Raw genomic sequence first — 13,632 nt, 5'->3', positions numbered from 1 at the left:
GTCATCCATCAGACGGCTCCTGCGCCTTCTTGAGGCGCTCGGCGCGCTCGCGGTAGCGCTCATCGGGCTCGATGCCGGCGTCGCGGGCCATCTTCCGGACGTGGGCGCCTGTCCAGCCGCTGGCCTTGGCGACCTCGGTGGGGCGGTGGGCTCCGTCGCGTAGTGCGGCGAGGACCAGTTCCTTGAGTTCGTCGCTGGACTTCTTCAGGCGGTCGGCGTCGCGGAGTCGGCGGTTGCCGGCTGCGGTGATGTCTTCGAGGGAGGGCGGGGTCGACGTCATGACATCAATGTAGCGCAAGCGGGTTGCGGTCACGATGCCTCATGGGTACTGTCTGAGGTGTTGCCAGCGCTACTAGTGATCGCTAGTCAGTTGCTATCCATGTTGATGAGGGGACCGTCATGAACCGCATCGCCCGTATCGCCCAGCTCCGTGAGTCGATCGCCCGCACGGCCCTCGCCTCCACGGTCGGCGGCATCCCGACCGGCACCCGCCTCATCGACGTCCGCCGAGTCCGCGACCTGTTCATCGTCGCCACCGACAACCCCAACGACCGGTGGGCCCGCTACTACGTCGAAACGTTCCGCATCCCCACCCCCGACACCACCGACCCCGCCCACGCCGACGGCAACGCGCCCCTCGTGTGGACCCCGCTCGCCGGCTGGCACACCGACGACCACAGCAGCGTCGCCGACATGGTCGCCAAGGCCACCGCCTACGCCCACGACCAGGACATCGACCCCGCCCTCATCTGACCCATTCCAGGGCCCGACCGGGGGAGGCCGGGCCCACCGCTCCAGCACATTCGCACCCAGGGGGACCCGCATGATCAGCTCGAACCGCATCCGCCGCGCCGCCGTGAAGGCCCGCCGTATCCAGTCCGCCGCGCAGGCCCGCATCCGGCGCGGCCCCGCCACCCTCGCCACGCACGCGCTCGCCGCCGGCCTCGCCCCGCGTGAAGCGCGCACCGTCGCCGCCAGCCTCCGCAAGAACGCCGCCAAGGCCGGAATCACCGGGATCGCCGGCTGCACGTTCCGAAAGGGTGCACTGCGCGCCTGCGTCCGCTACACCCGCGCCGCCGTCGCCCGCATCGCCGCCCTGTACCGGCCCCGGAAGCCCGCCTACAAGCTCGCCGCCGCCAAACTCGCCCTCGCCGCATAAGGAGAACCGCAATGTCTCGAAGCATGGATCGCATCCGCCGTGAGGCGATGGAGCAGTACGGCGCCGCGCCCACCACTCCCGTGGATGCGCTCGCGCACGTGCTGAAGGTGTACGCCGACACCCCCGACGACCGCATGGTCCTGGAGGCCACCAACGGCATCTACGGCGACGGCATCCGTACCGGCCTCACGCTGGGCGACCTGCGCGCCCTCGCCGCCCGCCTCGACGCCTGATCCGCCCAGGCCCGGCCTCCTCAGTCGGGCCCGTCGAACCACCGCACAGCCAACCGCCCGCCCGCCGCAAGGAGCAGCTCATGACTCGCCAGACTTCCGCCCCGCTGGAACACCTCAGTCTCAACACGGCCGACCGTCAGGCCCGAGAGATCGTGCGGTCGTTCAGCGAGTCGTTCGGTCTCGACCTCAACCCGCCCTACCAGCGCGGCCAGGTCTGGACCCTGGACCAACAGATCGCGCTGATCCGATCGTGGCTTACCGGCACGCCCACCGGCGTCGTCATCTTCAACGACCGCTCCACCCCCGAGTGTGCCGAGCCGATCTACGCGTGCATCGACGGCCAGCAGCGCATCAGCGCCGCGCGAGCCTGGTTCAACGGCGACCTGGCAGTCCCTGCTTCCTGGTTCGACCCGGCCGACGTGCTCCTCACCGAAGACACCGACGACGGGCCTTACGTCCGATGGGGCGGCCTGACCTTGATCAGGCAGCGGCACTTCGCGAACCGCGCCCACCTGACTGTCGCGACCGCCCGCGTGGCGACAGTGCAGGAAGAGGCCGCGATTTACCTGCTCGTCAACGGAGGCGGTACCCCGCAGACCGATACGGACATGGCCAACGCCGAGCGCATCGCCGAGGACCCGTCGTGATCTCTGCCCCGCGCACCAGCGTCCCGATCCCTGACGCGGTCGCCTCGTTCTCCGCCCGCCAGTGGACCGACCAGCAGCGCGCTGACGTGACCATGGCCGGGGACGCCTGCCGCCGCTACACGAGCGACAACCTGGCCGGCGGGCAGTACGTCGAGGCCCGCTGGCTGCTCGCCCAGCAGATCGCCGCCGTCAACAAGCGGCTCGCCGCCCGCAACCCGCGCCTCGTGCGCGACTGGACCAACATGCCCGAACGCTACGAGAGGGGATAGCGGCGGCGTTCAACACGGTCGCCGTCAGGCGCCCACCACCCTGAACCCCACTACACCGCTGGAGATCACCATGACCTACCTGGCCCTCGGCGAGGCGTTCGCTGAGCAGCCGATTCGGGCGTACTGCGCGGACAGCGACCTCGCCATGCACCCCGGACATGTCCACGCCGAAACGTTCAACAAGACGGTCGCCGGCTGGACTCCAGACTGTCCACTCGAAGTGATGCCGGGCTCGCTGCAGCACCTGTGGCTCAGGCTCGCCGAGCACAACCCCGACGACGACTGCACCGAGGAATGGTGTGACTGCTCAGTCGATGAAGACGACCTGTGGTTCGGGCCCGTCGCCCACGACGCCCCCTACGCGCTGCCGATCACGGTCGCGTTCATGATCCTGCCGGGCACACGAGACGAGTGGAAGCCCCATAACGAGGTGTGCCAGCCGCCCTGCCCCTGCACCGTCCGAGTCCCTACCGACGCCGAACCGCAGGAACCCACCCCCGGCCAGCACACCCGCACTGGCCGCCCGTGATGAGCACCCCGCCCCCGCCCACCGCCGAGCTGGTTGAGCCTGGCCGGCCGTATGGCTGGTGGGAAGACGACCCCCGCGAGAGCGGGCGGATAGACCGCGCCTACTTCGACCGAGACGAGGACTGACCTGTGATGGAGATCGACGGCACGTGTTTCGATGCGGGGGACTCTGTCCAGTTCCCGCGCGCCACGCTCCCTGCGAACCGCACCCGCCTGTACGAAATCACGTCCGCAGCACCGGGCGGCATCACGGTCAAGGCGGGCGAGTTTGTCTACGGCTTCCCCGCCGAAACCGCCGCACGACTCGGCATCGAGCACGCCGCCATGAACCGGGACGAGGACTCATGACCACGCACGAGCCCACCCGCGCCTGCCCGCACCGCCTCTGCCGACCCCTGCACGGTATTGCCGCGATCGGAGGACTCGCGTTCGTCGCAGCCGCCTCCATCGACAAGCCGTACCTGCTGCTCATCTTCCTCGTCACAGCCCTGCTGTCCGTCGCCACCTACCGGCTCGTCCACAAGCAGACAATGACCGACTCCGTCCGCGAAGCCATCGACGGACAGGTTCACTTCGAAGCCCGGCCGGGCTGGGCAAACGCCGCCGCCATCACCGACGGGATACTCGCCGCCGGAATCCTGACCTGCTTCGCCATCGCCTGCCTCACCTGGCAGGGCGGCGACTCGGACCCGGCAAGCCGCACAACGATCATCGTGGCGTTGGTCATCGGCGTGACCTTCACTGCCTTCAACGAGGCCATCCACCGCAAGGCGATCAGGATCGGGGACGAGACGTGACCCGCCGCCCCCTGTCGGCCGCCCGGGCCCGCGCCATCCTCGACGCCGCCGTCCTGGAGAAAGCCCCCGACCACCGCGACACCCACCGCTGGTATGTCATCTCCGGCGGCACACTGCTCGCCGTCATCGAACCCGCCTACCGGGGAGGCGCCCGCAACGGCTGGCGGTGGCGGCTCACCGACAACGCCTCATGGGCCGGCCGGCCCGAACCTACCCGCGAGAAAGCCGCCGTCGCCGCACTCGGAACATGGCAGCGGCGGGCTACCGGCAAGGAGACCACGTGACCGCCCTGACCTTCGCCTGGTGCTTCGACCACGGCACCATGCACCGATTCCCCAAGAACGATCAGCCGTGGTGCACCGCCGCGTGGGTCGCCTTCACCGCCGCCAGCGAGGCAGACGCCATCGAAGCCAAGAAGGCCGCCTACGGTGACGCCCGCTTCTTCGATCAACTCCCCAGCGACAAGAAGCTCGAAGTCATCGCCATCCGGGACACCTGGTGCAACAACCGAGACGAGGACTGACCATGAAGGTTGTCCGGTGGAACTTTGACAAGCCTCACCGCTGCCCGGCTTGCCACGGCATCGTCGTGGACTCGCCGTTGCCCGCCCGCTCCTTCTGGGTGTTCACCTGCTGCCGGTGCGCCACGCGTTTCACCCGCTGGCCGCGTCTCGCGCGACTGCTTCCGAACGCTGGCGTGCGCTGCTCCGAACACAACCCGAAGATCAACCGAGGCGAGGACTCGTGACCACCACCCCGTTCGGTATCCCCGACGGCCCGATCAGCACCCCGCCCCGCGGGTTCGTGCCCGATGACGAGCAGCTCGCCATCCTTCACGACACCCTCCACGCAGCCGGTGTCGAACTCGGCGACTACGACGAACGCATCGCCGCCTGGCTCGCCAACTGGAGCTGGTCGACCGTCGCCGTCATCGCATCGTGGATCCGGCGCGCACACGCTGACCAGAACAAGGAGAACTGACCATGGGACGTGAAGTACGCCGTGTACCCGTCGACTTCGACTGGCCGCTGAACAAGGTGTGGGCGGGCTTCCTCAGCCCCGACCGGTTCGACGAAGAGCCGTGCCCGGACTGCAAGAAGGGCTACTCGGCACACGCCGAGAACCTCTACGACCTCTGGTACGGCCACGTTCCGTTCGACCCCGCCAGCACCGGATCAACACCCTGGCGGCACGACAGCCCGGCCGTGCGCGCCTTCGCCGAACGCAACATCAGCAACGCGCCCGAGTACTACGGCACCGGCGAAGCGGCCACCGTTCGAGAGGCGCGGAGGCTGGCCGAGCTGTTCAACCAGGGCTGGTCCCACCACCTGTCGCAGGAAGACGTCGACGCGCTCGTTGCCGGAGGGCGGCTGTACGACTTCACGCACACCTGGAGCCGCGAGCACGGCTGGCAGCCGAAGGAGCCGTCGGTCACGCCTTTTGCCGTCGAGGTCAACGAGTGGTCGCTGCGCGGCTTCGGCCACGACTCGATCAACGCCCACGTCGTCATCCAGGCCCGGTGCGCGCGAGAGGGAGTCTCCGACACCTGCACCACCTGCCAAGGCCACGGCAGCACCGAAAAGTACGAAGGGCAGCGGGCCGAGGCCGAAGCATGGGAGCCCACCGACCCGCCGAAGGGTGAGGGCTGGCAGTTGTGGGAGACCGTGTCGGAGGGATCACCGATCAGCCCGGTCTTCGACTCCCCAGAAGCACTCGCCGACTGGATGGCCTCTCCGGCCTACGCCTGGGGCGCGGTGAAGAGCAGCGACGACAGGCCGTCCTACGAGTCGGCTCTGCGGTTCGTGAATGCCGGGTGGGCGCCCACGCTCGCAGCAAGCGCACAGACAGGCGTCGTGTCCGGCGTCGAATGGGAGGTGGATGTTCGCCACCAAGCAGCGCTTCTCCCACCGTTGGGCCCGAGCCCGCAAGCGGACCTACGGCAAGAAGACCGACTACCGAACCCTCCCCGCGCGTAAGGGCGTCCGCCGCCGCTAGGCGACCGCCAGACCGCGCGAGCCCCCGCCCACTTCCTCACCTGTCTGGTCGAGGCCCTCGTCCGCGCCAGCCTCCGCCGCCGGGTCACCAGCCGCCTGGTCAACATTCGGGTCGATGCCCCCGCCCGTGTTGTACGGGTCGCCGGCCGGGATGCTGTCGGCCCGCTGGTCGTCGCGGATACGCCGCACCTCCGCCGCAACCTCTTCGTCGTCGAGCTCGGGCGACCGCCACTTGACCTTCATGAAGTCGCTGATGGCGCCCGCCGAGTCGAGGAGTTGGAGTGTGCGCGCGGTCGCCTCTGGGTCGGGCTGTACGGCCTGCGGCCAGGACGCGGTCAGCTCGGCGGCAGGGTCGACACCCTTCGCCCCACAGTGCGCGACGTCGACCATCATCATCGTCGTCAGGTGGTCGAGGAGCGCGGGCCGCTGATACAGGATCTTCGTACCGCGAGTGGCGAGGGACTCCTCCTTGCGAGCCGCGACCTCCGTCGCCGTCACCGCCACGGTGCCCTCCTCGCCGAACGACTGAGCGCTGTAGCCGGCGCTGCTCAGGATCTGCTTGCGGAGCGCCTTCGTCGTCCGCTCGTGCTCGTCGACCCGGATAGCGAACTGCACCTCGCTGATGGAGTCCTTGCCGCCCTCGTCGAGCATGTTCAGGGCGACGCTGACTTCCTTCTCCAGGTTGAAGGATCCGCCCGTTCCCGGCCCGTCGGTGTCGAGCATCGACTGGGGCAACAGGATCCGCGCCTTACCGAGGCGCAGGTCCCGCATCCAAGACGTCCAGGTTTCGTCGAGGGCGTCCATGAACGGCTCCACACCGGATAGGTCGCTACGGCCGAGCGGCGCCGTGTTCGGAATCCCATCCCACACCCGGTTCGGCAACACGTTCGGCACATGCGTGATCAACAGGCGGGGGATGCCCGTATCCTGGCGACCCTGATCATCGGTGCGCGCAGCCAGATACTCGGTGTCCGGGTGGGTGGCGAGACTGTCGGCACGCATCCCCAGATTGCCGACACCTCCCTCGTACAGGCCGTACTCGATGACGCCCGGCGTGTGATGCTCCAGCAGCCTCCACACCTTGCCCTCGTCGTCCAACGGCGTCAGCTCCCGCCACACGATGGCCTCCGCCAGAGCACCCCACCGCCACGTCGGCACCACCGCCTCCGCCGCCAGCACATCCGTCCACGGCCGCGGGCGCAGGCGTGTGTCCCACACGACACGCAGATAGGAGTTGGACAGGCCGGCCGTCAGCTCCGCCGCCTCACGGAGTTTCGCGTGCCCGCGGTCATCGAGGTAGCGGCCGATCTGCGCCTGCGTCGTCTCCACCAGGTTCGTGGAGTTGCCGTCGACGGTCACCTGCGGGACGTCCGCCCACAGCAGGTTCGCTGACATCTCCGCAATGTCCGCGGCGATCGGAACATGCAGCTTCGCGGACTGCTGGCCGGGGGTGGGCTGCTGGCCCCAGAACGTGCGCAGCTCCCCGCTCGCAGCACGCCGCTGGTCGACCTCGAAGAAGCGGCGCGCGATGCCGTTGTTGCGGTAGTTCGCCACCCCGCCATACACCGCCGCCAGATGATCCGTGTTGCCGGAATACCAGGCCCGCCACATGTCCATATCGGCATGCGGGATCGCCAACTCCAGCGGCGGCCACGGCGTGTTCACGGTCGGCAGCGGCATGAGGGGTGTCCTCTCTCGATTAAGCGGCCATGGCGAGCTGGCGCTGCCACAAGGGACGAGTCGTGTACAGGGCATAGCGGGCGGAGTCGATGCCGTGGTCTGCGACCTTGATGGGCTTGTCCTCGCCCTTCTCCGCCGCCTTGTCATCCCACGCGTAACCCGGCATCTCGGCGATCAGCGACTTGCACGAGGAATGCACGCGCAGCTTCCCCGCCGAGAGAAGGCTCGACATGGTGCGCACACCGTCGAGCACCGCGTTGTTCGCCGGCGTCGGCGTCAGCTTGTCCCGCTTCAACTGGGCGATGAAGCTCGCAGCGGAGGGGTCGACGGTCACGAACGACGGACGGACCGCACCCAGCCCCGGCACGTCCGAGAGCCAGGCGCGCATCCGCTCGGAGTACTCCAGGTCCGTGAGCTGCCTTCGCTGCTGCCGGCCGTCGTACCGCCATTCCGACGCGAGGTAGAGGCGTCGGTCACGGCCCAGGCCGAGGAGCGTGGCGTGGAACGGGTTCGTCTGCCCGTAGTCGACGCCGACGCCGATCCATCGGGCGATGTCGGGGAGCGTGTCGACGACATGACGCTCCTCGTCCCACATGTCGAAGATGGATCCCTCGGCGGCGATCCACTCACCGAGCACGAAGCGACGGAACCAGAGACCAATGAACTCGGCCTTGATCGCGTTCTTGTAATCGTCTCCGAGGGACGGATTGTCGTCGAGGACGTAGTGCCAGTAGCGGATCCCGAGCTCGTCCCGCCGGTCGATGAAGTCCCGCTTCAACCAGTGCGCCGGCGAGCCGGGGTTTGTCGAGGCGAAGAGCTTGGCGTCAGGAACGCTCATGCGGCCGAGGAGCTGGGTCCAGAACTCCTGGGGCACGAGCGTCGCCTCATCGACGAGGGCGCCCGCGCAGGTCATGCCACGCAGGCGTTCCTCGGCTCGACTGTCGTTGGCGCCGATGACGCGGACCGGGCGGCCGAGGATCGTGGCCGTGGGGGCGCCGCGGGTGTAGTGGACGTGCTGCGCGAGCGGGCCAAACAAGTTGGGGTCCTGCAGCGGGATGAACACGTTCGAGGCAGCCGTGTTCGTCGTCTTCGCCACGACGGCCAGCTCGCCACCCATCGGGGCGGTGGCCACATACATAAGCCACCGCAGCAGGGTGCTGATCGTCTTCCCCGCCCGGATCGATCCCGAAGCGATGTTGATTCGCGCCGTGCTGTTCGCAACGAAGTCCAACTGCTTCCGGGACATCCCCAACTCGGCGCCACTCAGCATGCGTCACTCGTCCAGCGGGACTGACGTGGTGGCCGCATCATCCGCGTTGACGATGGCAGCGATGCCTTCGGCGAGCTTGCCGAGCATCGACTTGGCGTCGTCTGCGCCGCTGCTGGCTTCGACGGGGGCGAGCTTGAGTGAACGGTCGATGGCCATGCCGGCGGTGCCCATGAGGGCGCGCTTCTCGGCTGCGGGTGCTTCGTTGAGGAGTTCGGAGGCGAAGGTGTTCTCTTTGCCGCCGAAGGCGTAGACGAGGGTGGGTTCCCACATCTGCTGGCGGAGTTTCTCTGCGTCGCTTTGGAGTGCTTCGGCGAGGAGGCTGCGGCGCTCGGCGAGGTCGGCGAGGCGCGCCCGGGTGGCGGCTTCGATCCGGCTGCGGTCGAACGTCAGCCCGAGGTGGGCGGCGGTGCGGGAGACGCAGCTGCCTTGTATGCCCATTTCGCGGGCGATCTGGTTGCGGCCCTTGCCTTCGGCGTGGAGTCGCCGGAGTTCGTCCCAGCGGGCTTCGCCCATGAGTTCGTGGCGGTTCGTGCGGGGGGTGTCGACCATTACGGCCTCCGGTGGGTGCGGGCGCGGGCGCGCAGCAGGGCTGGGAGCGGGGTGCCGTCGACCGGCCATGACGCCGACCAGGGGATGACCGCGCACCGGCAGTGCGGGTGGCGAGGCGGGCCCGGGATCGGCGTCGGGAACACAGTGCCTCGAGGGTCGACGGAGAGGCTGGCGGGGAACAGGCGGCCGGGTTTCACCGTGAGTCCGGCGTAGGCGCGGCAGGCAGGGCACGCGCCAGCCTCGGCCACCCACAGCAGGCGGACATCCGTGCCCAATGCGCGGGCGACGAGGCGGGCACCGTTCGCGGCAGCCGCAGTGACAGCGACGGCCAGGCCGCGCGCAATCCGGCCGACGGCACGGCGAGCCCGTTTGAACACGGAGTTGAGCCCGGCGAGCCCGGTGGCGGTGAGTGTCGCCGTAGTGAGGAGCGCGAGCGCATGCGCCTGGTCTTCGTCGACGGCGCCTGGGATCGCTTCGGCGGCGGTATCCGCTTGTGTGCCGGGTTCCGGCTTCACGTCGGGGGCGGGCTGTCGGCGTGCGGCGGCGGCGAGTTGGGAGGCGTGCTGGATGCCCTGCTGTGCGGCCGTCAGGGCGGCCCGCTCGGCAGCAGAGCGCGCCTGCCTGCCCTTGCCCTCGAACGCGTCCCGGATCAGGGATCGCGCCCAGTCCACGAACGCGTCGAGCTGGTGGGGGAGCTGTTGGCGGCTGGTTTCGCGGGTCCACCGGGTGAGGGCTGCGGTCTGGGCGTTGGCGAGTGCTGCGGCGAGGGGCCGGGTGGCGTCGGCGATGGCCCGGTGTTCGAGGGTTCGGAGCCGGTCGGGCTGCTGCTGTGCCTTGTCGGCTATTCGGCTGCTGTCCACACACCCCCCTCTCGGTTTCGAATCCAAGGTAATCTTGCCTTGTTGCCTTTGATTGTGCAGTATTGAAGTGGGTTCAGGGTTAACATCAACGCCAACGCGAAGCGATCAAGGCATCGCCACCCCGCGCAGGCCGCCCAAGGAGGCTCCCGATGACGACCCCCGCCCCCGCCGACAACCCGGCCCCGGACCCCGGCACCCAGCCGGCCAACCCGACCGACACGACGGCACCCACACCGACTCCGCCAGAGCCGGCCGCACCCGAAACCCCCAAGCCCACCGAACCGACCGAGCCGAAGGCCGACGAACACAAGGGGAAGACCCCGAAGTTCGAGGGCGAGTTCGACCCGGCGAAGTTCGAGCGCCTCGTCGAGAACCTCCGCGGTGACGTCGCAGCCGAGAAGGCCAAGCGCGAAGCCCTGGAACAGAAGGCCAAGGACGACCAGAACGACCTCATGAAGCGGGTCGCCACGGCGTTCGGGCTGGAGACCGACGAAGCGAAGCCGCCCACCCCCGAAGAGTTGGCCAAGCAGCTGGAAGAGGCCCGCGGAGAGACCAAGGAGTCCCGCGCGCAGGCCCGCCAGACACAGGTCGAACTCGCCGTCTACAAGACGGCATCCAGGCACGGCGGTGACCCCGACGCACTCCTCGACTCACGCAGCTTCGCCAACGCCATCTCCAAGCTCGACCCGACCGCGGGCGACTTCGACGAGGCCGTCGGCAAGGCCGTGAAGGCGGCGGTCGAAGGCAACTCGAAGCTCGCGGCCCGCAAGCCCGAGCCGGAGAAGCCGACGGCGCCGGCAGGTGGCGCGGACATGGGCGGGACTTCGGGAGGCAAGCGGCAACTGGGCGCGGCGGACGTGGCGCGCATGACCCCCGCAGAGATCACCAAGGCCGTTCAGGAGGGCAGGCTCAACGCCTACCTCGGCAGCGGCTGACGCCCCTTTAGGAGCCTCCGTTGTCGATCAACAACTTCAAGCCCGAGATCTGGTCCGCCCAGCTTCTCGACGCCCTGGAGAACTCGCTCGTCTACGCCCAGCCCGCGCTGGTCAACCGCGACTACGAGGGCGAGATCTCCACTCAGGGCCAGTCGGTCCACATCACGACCATCGGCGACCCGACGATCTTCGACTACGACAAGACGTCGTCCCTCAACTACGAGGAAGTCGAGACCGCCGGAACCGACCTGATCATCGACCAGGCCAAGGCGTTCGCGTTCCGCCTCGACGACGTCGACAAGGCACAGGCCCTCCTCAACCCCATGATGAAGATGGCCCAGAACGCCGCCTACGGGCTCCGCGACAAGGCCGACAGCTTCGTCGCCAACCTGTACACCGGCGTCGCCGCCAGCAACACCGTCGGCTCCACCGGCGCCCCACAGTCCCTGACCACCGCGGCCGACGCCTACGACAAGGTCCTCGTGCCGCTGCGCACCAAGCTCAACCGCAGCAACGTGCCCACGCAGGGCCGCTACATCGTCGGCAGCCCCGAGTTCACCGGGCAGCTCCTGAAGGACGACCGGTTCGTCCGCGTCGACGCCTCCGGCAGCGACCAGGGCCTCCGCAACGGCATCGTCGGCCGCGCCGCCGGCTTCGACATCCTCGAGTCGAACAACACCCCCAACCCGACCGGCAGCGTGCAGGTCATCCAGGCCGGCTACCCGGGTGCGATCACCTACGCCGAGCAGATCCTCGAGACCGAGGCCCTGCGCCTGCAGAACACGATCGCCGACGCCATCCGTGGCCTGCACGTGTACGGCGCGAAGCTCCTGCGCCCGACCGGTATCGCGGTCGCCTTCGTCACCCCGTGATCCGTCACCCTCGCCCTATCTGACCTGGGAGCTTCCATGCCTCGTACCGCTGTTGCGTACAGCCCGCTCGTCGCCAACGGGCATCTCACCAGCCCGGCCGGGACCACGATCGACGCGACGCTCGTCACGAACGGCGTCGTCATCAACGGTGTCGACCCCGAGCGCACCGTCCTCCGCGTCACCAACTCGGCGGCCGGAGCGAAGAACGTCACGGTGAAGGCCGGGGCGGGCCGCCAGTCCTGGCTCGCCGGGGCCGGCGACTACGTCCAGTCCGTCGGCGCGAACACGGGCAACGAGTTCCTCGGCCCGTTCACCAGCGCCCGCTTCCAGCAGCGCGGCTCGTCGATGTACGTCGACTTCGAGTCCGGGTTCACCGGCACCATCACCGTCCTCAAGCTGCCGAAGGCGGGCCTCTGATGAGCCGCGAGTTCCAGGGCGCGGGCGGCCTGCGCCTCCACCTCGACGAGCCGTACTCCCCGCAGATCGCCGAGCAGATCAGCAAGGGCCACCTCGTACCCGTCCCGGACGACACCCCCGAGAACAAGTCCGTCGACGACACCCAGGAGCCCGCCGACCACGGTGCCATCGAGCCGCTGGCCGGTGACCCGGCCGGGTCACCCGACGGGGATGAGGTGAAGCGGCCGAACGCCAACTCGCGGGTCGACGACTGGCGCGCCTACGCCGTCTCCCTTGGCATGCCCGAGGACGAGGCGCAGGCGTCGACGAAGGCCGACCTGCAGGAGTGGGTTGAGGTCGCCGAGGGTTCGCAGGGCGTGGGGGAGTAGCCGATGCCGTATGCGACCGTCAGCGACCTCGAGGCGTGGCTCGCCCCCGAGCCCGCGCCTGTGCACGCTGTGCGCCTCCTCACGCGGGCGTCCACGGCGATCGACAGGGCCCTGTACGGACTCGCATACGACCCCGACGACCCCGACGTCGTCGAGACGCTGCGGAACGCGTGCGTGCAGCAGGTGCAGTGGCTGATCGACCGCGACGACGAGACCGGCGCCCAGGACGATCTCCAGTCGATGTCGACGGGTCAGCGGTCGTTCACGCGCCGCACGGTCGGCCAGGGCGCCGGCGCCACACTGCGCCTCGCTTCCTCTGCTGCGGACGTCTTGAAGGTCAGTGGACTGTTCAAGGCGTTCGTGTGGGTGGAGGACTGATGCCGGGCCACATCGGACGCCAGACCGTCACCGTCCTCGAAGCACCCCTCGTAGCTGGCCCGTACAACGAGCAGACCCGCGACTGGGCACATGCCGTACCCACCATGGTGGGCCGCTGCACTGTCGACATCACGGGGGCGACGGAGACGCAGAACGCAGGCGACCAGACCGTCACCCTGGCCCGCCTGTTCCTGCCCCCGCGCGCCCCACGGGTGACGGAGTGGATGCGCGTCGTCTGGCAGGGCCGTACCTGGGAAGTCGACGGCGTGCCTGCCGACCCCGAGCAGGCGGGGCCCCTGTCGGGTCAGGTCGTGGATCTGCGGGAGGTGGCTGGCTGATGCCGTCGCGCGTGCACATCGACGTCGAAGTCGACGACGAGGCAATCCAGTTCGAGCTGCCGCACACGGACGACGTCCAGGCGGATCTGAAGGTGCGCATGGAGCGCGTCGTCGACCTCGCCAAGGCCATCGCCCCGGTGGACACGGGCCTGTACCGGTCCCGGATCTCCCGCATCACCGACACCGACCCCGACGGCGCCGTGCACGTCGAGGCGAACACCCACTACGCGATCTACGTGGAGCACGGCACCCGGCAGACCGACCGCCACGGCCGCTCCATCCACCCACCCCGCTACACCCTCTCAACCGCCCTCGACGCCGCCAGCGGCGACCACTAAC

24 protein-coding genes are annotated in these 13,632 nt (G+C 68.9%); 19 read left to right on the top strand and 5 right to left on the bottom strand.

Annotated features, from left to right (window positions below):
- Nucleotide 1 precedes the first annotated feature (1 nt).
- A complete protein-coding gene (locus ACZ7LY_RS02950; protein WP_471622716.1) occupies nt 2-280 on the bottom strand; it encodes a hypothetical protein in 279 nt (92 codons plus the stop codon).
- Nucleotides 281-399: 119 nt separating this feature from the next.
- Between ACZ7LY_RS02950 and ACZ7LY_RS02945 the strand changes: the two genes are divergently transcribed.
- From ACZ7LY_RS02945 to ACZ7LY_RS02890, 12 genes are all read left to right on the top strand, one after another.
- Entirely contained in the window at nt 400-753 is a 354-nt protein-coding gene (locus tag ACZ7LY_RS02945) for a hypothetical protein (protein WP_471622715.1), read from the top strand.
- Nucleotides 754-823: 70 nt separating this feature from the next.
- Nucleotides 824-1,159 (top strand): hypothetical protein, encoded by a 336-nt coding sequence (locus ACZ7LY_RS02940; protein ID WP_471622714.1) that lies wholly within the window; start codon nt 824-826, stop codon nt 1,157-1,159.
- 11 nt (nt 1,160-1,170) lie between these two features.
- Nucleotides 1,171-1,392, top strand: coding sequence for a hypothetical protein (locus tag ACZ7LY_RS02935; RefSeq protein ID WP_471622713.1), 222 nt, complete (start codon nt 1,171-1,173; stop codon nt 1,390-1,392).
- Between the two features lie 80 nt (nt 1,393-1,472).
- Nucleotides 1,473-2,039 (top strand): DUF262 domain-containing protein, encoded by a 567-nt coding sequence (locus ACZ7LY_RS02930; protein WP_471622712.1) that lies wholly within the window; start codon nt 1,473-1,475, stop codon nt 2,037-2,039.
- Entirely contained in the window at nt 2,036-2,308 is a 273-nt protein-coding gene (locus tag ACZ7LY_RS02925) for a hypothetical protein (protein WP_471622711.1), read from the top strand. The genes ACZ7LY_RS02930 and ACZ7LY_RS02925 overlap by 4 nt, the downstream gene beginning before the upstream one ends.
- Nucleotides 2,309-2,378: 70 nt before the next feature.
- Nucleotides 2,379-2,837, top strand: coding sequence for a hypothetical protein (locus ACZ7LY_RS02920; RefSeq protein ID WP_471622710.1), 459 nt, complete (start codon nt 2,379-2,381; stop codon nt 2,835-2,837).
- Nucleotides 2,838-2,968: 131 nt separating this feature from the next.
- Nucleotides 2,969-3,184, top strand: a complete 216-nt coding sequence (locus ACZ7LY_RS02915) for a hypothetical protein (RefSeq protein WP_471622709.1) — start codon at nt 2,969-2,971, stop codon at nt 3,182-3,184.
- Nucleotides 3,181-3,633, top strand: a complete 453-nt coding sequence (locus ACZ7LY_RS02910) for a hypothetical protein (protein ID WP_471622708.1) — start codon at nt 3,181-3,183, stop codon at nt 3,631-3,633. The genes ACZ7LY_RS02915 and ACZ7LY_RS02910 overlap by 4 nt, the downstream gene beginning before the upstream one ends.
- Nucleotides 3,630-3,917: a hypothetical protein gene (locus ACZ7LY_RS02905; RefSeq protein WP_471622707.1), complete on the top strand. Its 288-nt coding sequence runs from the start codon at nt 3,630-3,632 to the stop codon at nt 3,915-3,917. The genes ACZ7LY_RS02910 and ACZ7LY_RS02905 overlap by 4 nt, the downstream gene beginning before the upstream one ends.
- On the top strand, nt 3,914-4,156 hold the full coding sequence (locus tag ACZ7LY_RS02900) for a hypothetical protein (protein ID WP_471622706.1): 243 nt from the start codon (nt 3,914-3,916) through the stop codon (nt 4,154-4,156). The genes ACZ7LY_RS02905 and ACZ7LY_RS02900 overlap by 4 nt, the downstream gene beginning before the upstream one ends.
- Nucleotides 4,157-4,376: 220 nt before the next feature.
- Nucleotides 4,377-4,613, top strand: a complete 237-nt coding sequence (locus ACZ7LY_RS02895; protein ID WP_471622705.1) for a hypothetical protein — start codon at nt 4,377-4,379, stop codon at nt 4,611-4,613.
- Nucleotides 4,614-4,615: 2 nt separating this feature from the next.
- The gene (locus ACZ7LY_RS02890; RefSeq protein WP_471622704.1) at nt 4,616-5,608 is read left to right on the top strand and encodes a hypothetical protein; all 993 of its coding nucleotides are present in this window, start codon (nt 4,616-4,618) and stop codon (nt 5,606-5,608) included.
- A gap of 15 nt (nt 5,609-5,623) precedes the next feature.
- Here ACZ7LY_RS02890 and ACZ7LY_RS02885 read toward each other — a convergent pair whose 3' ends face one another.
- Genes ACZ7LY_RS02885 through ACZ7LY_RS02870 form a run of 4 tightly spaced genes read right to left on the bottom strand, consistent with a single transcriptional unit; the run spans nt 5,624 to nt 9,985 of the window.
- Nucleotides 5,624-7,306, bottom strand: coding sequence for a hypothetical protein (locus ACZ7LY_RS02885; protein ID WP_471622703.1), 1,683 nt, complete (start codon nt 7,304-7,306; stop codon nt 5,624-5,626).
- A gap of 19 nt (nt 7,307-7,325) precedes the next feature.
- Nucleotides 7,326-8,576: a PBSX family phage terminase large subunit gene (locus ACZ7LY_RS02880; protein WP_471622702.1), complete on the bottom strand. Its 1,251-nt coding sequence runs from the start codon at nt 8,574-8,576 to the stop codon at nt 7,326-7,328.
- Nucleotides 8,577-8,579: 3 nt separating this feature from the next.
- Nucleotides 8,580-9,125 carry a hypothetical protein gene (locus tag ACZ7LY_RS02875; RefSeq protein ID WP_471622701.1) on the bottom strand — a complete coding sequence of 182 codons (546 nt, stop codon included), beginning with the start codon at nt 9,123-9,125 and terminating at the stop codon, nt 8,580-8,582.
- A complete protein-coding gene (locus tag ACZ7LY_RS02870; RefSeq protein WP_471622700.1) occupies nt 9,125-9,985 on the bottom strand; it encodes a hypothetical protein in 861 nt (286 codons plus the stop codon). The genes ACZ7LY_RS02875 and ACZ7LY_RS02870 overlap by 1 nt, the downstream gene beginning before the upstream one ends.
- Nucleotides 9,986-10,134: 149 nt before the next feature.
- On the opposite strand from ACZ7LY_RS02870, the gene ACZ7LY_RS02865 reads away from it, so the two are divergent.
- The 7 genes from ACZ7LY_RS02865 to ACZ7LY_RS02835 are packed head-to-tail and all read left to right on the top strand — an operon-like array spanning nt 10,135 to nt 13,631.
- Nucleotides 10,135-10,920: a hypothetical protein gene (locus ACZ7LY_RS02865; RefSeq protein ID WP_471622699.1), complete on the top strand. Its 786-nt coding sequence runs from the start codon at nt 10,135-10,137 to the stop codon at nt 10,918-10,920.
- 20 nt (nt 10,921-10,940) lie between these two features.
- On the top strand, nt 10,941-11,792 hold the full coding sequence (locus tag ACZ7LY_RS02860) for a phage major capsid protein (protein ID WP_471622698.1): 852 nt from the start codon (nt 10,941-10,943) through the stop codon (nt 11,790-11,792).
- A gap of 36 nt (nt 11,793-11,828) precedes the next feature.
- Nucleotides 11,829-12,209 (top strand): hypothetical protein, encoded by a 381-nt coding sequence (locus tag ACZ7LY_RS02855; protein ID WP_471622697.1) that lies wholly within the window; start codon nt 11,829-11,831, stop codon nt 12,207-12,209.
- Entirely contained in the window at nt 12,209-12,577 is a 369-nt protein-coding gene (locus ACZ7LY_RS02850; protein ID WP_471622696.1) for a hypothetical protein, read from the top strand. Before ACZ7LY_RS02855 ends, ACZ7LY_RS02850 begins: the two co-directional genes overlap by 1 nt.
- A gap of 3 nt (nt 12,578-12,580) precedes the next feature.
- On the top strand, nt 12,581-12,955 hold the full coding sequence (locus tag ACZ7LY_RS02845) for a head-tail connector protein (protein WP_471622695.1): 375 nt from the start codon (nt 12,581-12,583) through the stop codon (nt 12,953-12,955).
- Entirely contained in the window at nt 12,955-13,293 is a 339-nt protein-coding gene (locus ACZ7LY_RS02840; protein ID WP_471622694.1) for a hypothetical protein, read from the top strand. Before ACZ7LY_RS02845 ends, ACZ7LY_RS02840 begins: the two co-directional genes overlap by 1 nt.
- On the top strand, nt 13,293-13,631 hold the full coding sequence (locus tag ACZ7LY_RS02835; protein WP_471622693.1) for an HK97 gp10 family phage protein: 339 nt from the start codon (nt 13,293-13,295) through the stop codon (nt 13,629-13,631). Before ACZ7LY_RS02840 ends, ACZ7LY_RS02835 begins: the two co-directional genes overlap by 1 nt.
- Nucleotide 13,632: the final 1 nt, after the last annotated feature.

This window comes from Streptomyces sp. NPDC107550 (genome assembly GCF_055639095.1).
This window is presented reverse-complemented; position numbering and strand designations above follow the sequence as displayed.

Bases quoted from the DNA above. Each gene is read 5' to 3' on its own strand.
- ACZ7LY_RS02950 (WP_471622716.1), bottom strand. From the start codon at position 280: ATGACGTCGACCCCGCCCTCCCTCGAAGACATCACCGCAGCCGGCAAC.
- ACZ7LY_RS02945 (WP_471622715.1), top strand. From the start codon at position 400: ATGAACCGCATCGCCCGTATCGCCCAGCTCCGTGAGTCGATCGCCCGC.
- ACZ7LY_RS02940 (WP_471622714.1), top strand. From the start codon at position 824: ATGATCAGCTCGAACCGCATCCGCCGCGCCGCCGTGAAGGCCCGCCGT.
- ACZ7LY_RS02935 (WP_471622713.1), top strand. From the start codon at position 1,171: ATGTCTCGAAGCATGGATCGCATCCGCCGTGAGGCGATGGAGCAGTAC.
- ACZ7LY_RS02930 (WP_471622712.1), top strand. From the start codon at position 1,473: ATGACTCGCCAGACTTCCGCCCCGCTGGAACACCTCAGTCTCAACACG.
- ACZ7LY_RS02920 (WP_471622710.1), top strand. From the start codon at position 2,379: ATGACCTACCTGGCCCTCGGCGAGGCGTTCGCTGAGCAGCCGATTCGG.
- ACZ7LY_RS02915 (WP_471622709.1), top strand. From the start codon at position 2,969: ATGGAGATCGACGGCACGTGTTTCGATGCGGGGGACTCTGTCCAGTTC.
- ACZ7LY_RS02910 (WP_471622708.1), top strand. From the start codon at position 3,181: ATGACCACGCACGAGCCCACCCGCGCCTGCCCGCACCGCCTCTGCCGA.
- ACZ7LY_RS02890 (WP_471622704.1), top strand. From the start codon at position 4,616: ATGGGACGTGAAGTACGCCGTGTACCCGTCGACTTCGACTGGCCGCTG.
- ACZ7LY_RS02885 (WP_471622703.1), bottom strand. From the start codon at position 7,306: ATGCCGCTGCCGACCGTGAACACGCCGTGGCCGCCGCTGGAGTTGGCG.
- ACZ7LY_RS02880 (WP_471622702.1), bottom strand. From the start codon at position 8,576: ATGCTGAGTGGCGCCGAGTTGGGGATGTCCCGGAAGCAGTTGGACTTC.
- ACZ7LY_RS02875 (WP_471622701.1), bottom strand. From the start codon at position 9,125: ATGGTCGACACCCCCCGCACGAACCGCCACGAACTCATGGGCGAAGCC.
- ACZ7LY_RS02865 (WP_471622699.1), top strand. From the start codon at position 10,135: ATGACGACCCCCGCCCCCGCCGACAACCCGGCCCCGGACCCCGGCACC.
- ACZ7LY_RS02855 (WP_471622697.1), top strand. From the start codon at position 11,829: ATGCCTCGTACCGCTGTTGCGTACAGCCCGCTCGTCGCCAACGGGCAT.
- ACZ7LY_RS02850 (WP_471622696.1), top strand. From the start codon at position 12,209: ATGAGCCGCGAGTTCCAGGGCGCGGGCGGCCTGCGCCTCCACCTCGAC.
- ACZ7LY_RS02845 (WP_471622695.1), top strand. From the start codon at position 12,581: ATGCCGTATGCGACCGTCAGCGACCTCGAGGCGTGGCTCGCCCCCGAG.
- ACZ7LY_RS02840 (WP_471622694.1), top strand. From the start codon at position 12,955: ATGCCGGGCCACATCGGACGCCAGACCGTCACCGTCCTCGAAGCACCC.
- ACZ7LY_RS02835 (WP_471622693.1), top strand. From the start codon at position 13,293: ATGCCGTCGCGCGTGCACATCGACGTCGAAGTCGACGACGAGGCAATC.